The organism is Candidatus Streptomyces philanthi (assembly GCF_059553635.1).
Window position 1 is genome coordinate 1 of sequence record NZ_JCANQV010000360.1, and the last position, 5228, is coordinate 5228.

Consider the following 5228-nt stretch of genomic DNA (forward strand, 5'->3'; position numbering starts at 1 on the left):
CGGGCCCCGTCCTGCGGGCAGAGCCGCGCCCGCTGTCTGCGGACGGCTTGCCGGTTCCCGCGGAACCGGCGGCGGCCCGGCGGTTCGGGCCTTGGCTCCCCGCGTCGGCGGCCGTGCCCGCTGCCGCGCCGCCGTTCTTGCGGCGGCGCCCGGATCGCCTGCCGGGCCCGGTGCTGGTCTTCCGGTCCTGACGGGGAGCTGCCGGCGGCTTGGCGGCCTCCAGGGTGACGGGAACGCCGGAGGGCTCGCGGGCGCCGGTGATGGCGGCCAGTTGCGCGTCGCTGGACGTGATGCGTGCCGTCCTGGGGCGGATGCCCGCGTCCGACATGAGCCGGGTGACGTCCCGTTTCTGGCCGGGCAGGACCAGGGTGACCACGCTGCCGGTGCCGCCGGCGCGTGCCGTGCGGCCGCCCCGGTGCAGATAGTCCTTGTGGTCGCCGGGGGGATCGACGTTGACGACGAGGTCGAGGTTGTCGATATGGATGCCCCGGGCCGCGACGTTCGTCGCCACCAGCGCGGTGACCTGGCCGTTCTTGAACTGCTCCAGGGTGCGGTTCCGCTGCGGCTGGGTGCGGCCCCCGTGCAGCGCGGCGGCACGGACACCGACGGCCAGGAGCCGCTTGGCGAGACGGTCGGCGGACCTCTTCGTGTCGAGGAAGAGGATGACCCGGCCGTCACGGGCCGCGATGCGCGTGGTGACGGCCCTCTTGTCGGTTTCGTCCGGGACGTGGAGCACGTGGTGCTCCATGGTGGTCACCGCTCCCGCGGACGGGTCCACCGAGTGCACCACCGGGTCGGTCAGGAACCGCTGCACCAGGCGGTCGATATTGGCGTCCAGGGTGGCCGAGAAGAGCATGCGCTGTCCGTCGGGCCGCACCTGCTGGAGCAGCTTGGTGACCTGCGGGAGGAAACCCATGTCGGTCATCTGGTCGGCTTCGTCCAGCACCGTTGTGCGTACGCTGCCGAGCACGCAGTCCCCGCGCTCCACGAGGTCGTTGAGTCTGCCGGGACTCGCCACGAGCACCTCGGCGCCGCGCCGGAGCGTGGCGGCCTGCTTGGTGAGGGACAGCCCGCCGACGACGGTGGCCATCCGGAGGTTCACGGCCGTGGCGTAGGGCGTCAGCGCGTCCGTCACCTGCTGTGCGAGTTCACGGGTGGGCACCAGCACGAGGGCGAGGGGCGCCTTGGGCTCGGCCCGCAGTCCGGCAGTACGGGCCAGCAGCGCCAGCCCGAACGCGAGGGTCTTCCCGGAGCCGGTGCGTCCCCGTCCCAGCAGGTCACGGCCGGCGAGCGAGTTGGGCAGCGTGGCGGCCTGGATGGGGAACGGGGCGGTGACGCCCTGCGCGGTGAGGGTGCGCAGCAGCCCTGCGGGCATGTTCAGGGCGGCGAATTCCTCGACGGCGGGAAGTGCCGGCGTCGTGTTTTCCGGCAGCCGGAATTCCCTGGGCGACGATGCGGACGGGGCGGGCGACGAGGTGCGCCGGTTCGATTTCTGGGGCCTGCGGGCCATGCGATGGTGAGCCTTCCTGAAACAGCGCAAACCGGGACCCGCACCATGACGGTGCGAACCCCGGTGAGCGGATACGCCGCCGGCGATCAGGCGGGGATGATGTTCTCCGCCTGCGGGCCCTTCTGGCCCTGCGTGACGTCGAAGGAGACGCGCTGTCCCTCCTGGAGCTCACGGAAGCCCTGGGACTGGATGTTCGAGTAGTGGGCGAAGACGTCGGGGCCGCCGCCGTCCTGCTCGATGAAGCCGAAACCCTTTTCGGCGTTGAACCACTTCACGGTTCCCTGTGCCATGTTTATCTCCTTCTGTAGGCAGAGGCCCCATCCGGAGATGCCGGAAAACAAATAATGCGCCCGAAGGAGAAACATTCCCGTCAGGCGCACATAGGTTCATGGGTACCACAACTGCAACCCTGGAACCGTAACACAAAAACCGTTCCCCGGTTTCACGAGGGCGGTGGGTCCCCTTGGCGCACGGAGGGGCGGCCCGTGTCCGCCCGCTGCACGGCGTCGGCGGCCGCCGGGGCCGAGGCATCGTCGTCGGGCCCGTCCGCCTGTACGGGAGCCGGCCCCCTCATCACCCGTACGGCATTGGCCTCGGCCGCGCGCTCGAACCGGTCGGAGGGGTCGGAGACCTTCAGCCCGTCGCCGTTGTCCGTGCCGGCCACGGGGCCCTGCCGCTGCTGGACGACGTGCGTCAGCTCGTGGGCCAGGGTGTGCTTGTCCGCGCCGCCCTCGCCGATGACCACATGGCTGCCGGAGGTGTACGCGCGCGCCCCGATCTCCGCCGCCGAGCGCTGGGCGCGGGAGTCCGTGTGCACGCGTACGTCGCCGAAGTCGGCGCCGAGCCGCGCCTCCATCTCCCTGCGCAGCGGGGCGTCCAGGGGGCGGCCGGGGGACCGCAGGACGTCGTGCGCCGTTGACCGCTGGAGGGGGCGGTCGGTGGCTGCGTCCGCGCCCTGAGTGCGGCGGTGTTCCTCGACGGCCCGTGCCACGGCCGCGTTCCCCGCCGTGCGCTGGAGCGCCAGCAGCTGTGCGCGGGCCGATGACTGTGGGGCGCCGCCCCGGCCCGCCCCCTCCTGACGGCCACCACTGCCGGTGGTCTTGTCCGTGCGTCTGTCGTGCGCGTGCAAGGGCACTCCTCTCCAGGAATCAACAGCCAGCAGTACCGCCGCGTGCAAGGGGAACGAAAGGGCCTTGCGGGCAGATGCGGGGGTACTGCGGTGCCCGAAAGGGCAGGGCCGGTTCCGGTGCCGACGTGAACGAAAGCCCGGATCGGGGAAATCCGTCGCCGGAAGGTGCTGGCCGTTATCCGTCCGGCAAGGCCGTATTGGCCGAAATCGACTTGCGGTGTCACCCGTCAGGCGCCTCACGGGTGAACGGAGGGTGACGGCCGTCCCGTCGGTCTTCCTCGGGCGGTAATCCTTTCGGTCCTCACTGCGCGGTGAGGGGTGTGAATCTTCCCGGGGCGTGTGACGGCGAGCGGGATTCCCCGGATCACGTGCCGATTCCCGGAGGGCGGGTTCGACTGTGCGGAAGAAGGAGGGGCATGCGCGGCTGTGGAAAGAGGGTGATCCCGGATCGAGGAGTGGTCGGAACACCATTACGGATAGTGACCGGGGCGGCGGGCGGGGTCGGAGTGATCGCGGGCCAGTTCGCGCGGTTGCGCGGGGTGGGGCGGCTGACCGGCCTCGACCGGGCCCCCGGCGCCCGGGAGATCGCCGAGGAACTGGGCCTGCGGGGCTGTGCGCTGCGTCCGCTCGCCCGGCACTGGTACACGGACGCGCACACCAACTACCTGGCCTTCACCTATGAGACGGTCTACGACCCCGCCCGGCACGGCCCGATCGTCCACCAGCCGTCGGAGGTCGCCGACGGCTGGTGGCTGACCTGGGACCGGCTGACGGAACAACTGGCCGACCCGGAGAGGGCGTTCGTGCCGGACGGGAGGGCACTGCTGGCCCGTTGTACGGCGGATGTGGCGGCGGGGCGGTACTGAGGACGGGGCGGGTCGCCCGCTGCTGCCTTGGTGTCGGTGGGGCTGCTGTCCTGAATGTCCCGGTGTCGGCGGTCGGTGCGTTGGCTTTCCGGGCAAGGTCGCGCCACTGAACGGGTCCGCAGTGGCCGCTTCTCGAGCCTGTCTCCGTCTGAGGACACCTCACGGGCATCGGCCGTCACCGCTCGCTCGCCTGAATTGGCGATACGTCAGCCCCGTTGCGCTGTCGGAAATGTGACGCAACCTGCCTCATCTGTAGGGAAGTAAGCAGCAATAGCTGCATTTGGTTCGTATGTGCCGGGAATTACCCGGACTTTTGCCCAGCTCCGAGGCCCGTGATTAATGTGGGGCCGGTGGTACGACCAACCACCCGGCCGGTGAACGGACCGACGGCCCACCCGAGTCCTTACCGAGGCAGCGCTGCGATGACCGAACCGGCCATATCGCCCCGAGGCCCCGCCGGGGAACTCGCCCGCGCCGACACCGGTGAACGCGTCACCGTCCTGGTCACGACACCCCGCCGAGCGTTACCGGTCCACGTCACCCAGGCCCTGCCCGGCGATCGGCGGTGCGCCGAAGGCGTCGGCCAGCAGCCCCTGAGGCGCGCGACCGGCCGCAGCGCGGCACGGCGCGCCAGGGGCAACCCGGCCGGGAGCCGGCGTCACCCCGGAGGTTCAGGGTCGCCCGCAACGCCGTCGACCGGAGCCGTCCCGGCCGCGCTCGCCCCGTGGGCCCCACCGGGCAGCGGTCGGAGGCCGACGGTCGGACCCACGAGCACCGGCGCGTACGCGTAGTCGCCCTGCTCGCCCCACTGTCCCGTTCCCCACGAGAGGTTCTGGTGTACACATACCTGCTCGGCCCTTCCGGCCCCGACACCGCGCACGTATCGGGGACACCGTCCGGCACGGCCACGTCCCGGCAGCGCGCGGTCGTCCCCTCGCGGGGGCGCATGTGAGCGGGGCCCTCCTAGGGGGCGGCGGCCCGCGCGCAGACCGCCCGATGGACCAGCTCGCGCTCGGGATGCCCGACCGTACGTCCTGGTGGATTCTGCTCGGCTTCCTGCTCGCCGTCGTCCTGCTGTGCTGGTTGACGGGCCGGACCGTCCGGAGGCTGGGCGGGTTCCGCCGCGCCTGCCGGCGCGTGAGGTGGGAGCTGCGCACGACCGGCCGGGCGTTCACCGCGCCGCTGCGCGCCTACCTGAGCCTCCGCCGCGCCGCGCGCGTCCTGAACCGCTTCTTCGCCGACCCCGCGGGCTACGACACCGCGCGGGCCGCCCTGGACCACGCCGACCAGGAGTGCGGAACCGGCTGCTACGCCGCGGCGGTTCACCTCGGGCCCGCCCGGGACGTCGTCCAGGTCGTCGTCGCCGGTCGTGACCCGGTCGGTGCCGACGGGCCCGCCGCCCCCTGGACCGGCACGTCCGCCACGGGCGCCGGGAACGGGGCGGGGGAGTGGACCTGGGCCGCGCCGGTCGCGCGGATCGGCGGCCCCCGGCCCGGGACCCGGCTGCCGCTGGTCCTCGGCACGGACCGGCGGGCGCCGGGCGTCGTCCTCGTCGACTGGCTGCGCGGACCCGCCGCGCTCGCGGTCGAGGGCGACCCCGCCGTGGCCCGCATCGTGCTCCAGGCCCTCGCCGCGCAGCTGGACCGGATGCCGGACGGGCCGCCCGTATGGGTGGCCGCCGGGGCGCACCGGCGGTTCCCCGGACCGGGGCTGGACGACCTCC

Annotated in this window: 4 protein-coding genes and 1 pseudogene; 2 read left to right on the top strand and 3 right to left on the bottom strand. The window is 72.4% G+C overall.

Annotation, left to right across the window (positions count from 1 at the left end):
• From AC51EU_RS26785 to AC51EU_RS26795, 3 genes are all read right to left on the bottom strand, one after another.
• Window positions 1-1510, bottom strand: a 1510-nt coding sequence (locus tag AC51EU_RS26785) for a DEAD/DEAH box helicase (protein ID WP_496269662.1), incomplete at its 3' end; no start/stop codon positions are given.
• An 86-nt stretch (window positions 1511-1596) separates the two neighbouring features.
• Window positions 1597-1800, bottom strand: coding sequence for a cold-shock protein (locus tag AC51EU_RS26790; RefSeq protein ID WP_403480920.1), 204 nt, complete (start codon window positions 1798-1800; stop codon window positions 1597-1599).
• Between the two features lie 152 nt (window positions 1801-1952).
• Window positions 1953-2639: an eCIS core domain-containing protein gene (locus AC51EU_RS26795; RefSeq protein WP_496269663.1), complete on the bottom strand. Its 687-nt coding sequence runs from the start codon at window positions 2637-2639 to the stop codon at window positions 1953-1955.
• Between the two features lie 479 nt (window positions 2640-3118).
• Here AC51EU_RS26795 and AC51EU_RS26800 point away from each other — a divergent pair, with 479 nt between their 5' ends.
• Together AC51EU_RS26800 and AC51EU_RS26805 are read left to right on the top strand one after the other, a co-directional pair.
• A complete protein-coding gene (locus AC51EU_RS26800; RefSeq protein WP_496269664.1) occupies window positions 3119-3505 on the top strand; it encodes an NUDIX hydrolase in 387 nt (128 codons plus the stop codon).
• Between the two features lie 996 nt (window positions 3506-4501).
• A pseudogene (locus tag AC51EU_RS26805) lies at window positions 4502-5228 on the top strand (hypothetical protein); the annotation flags it as partial.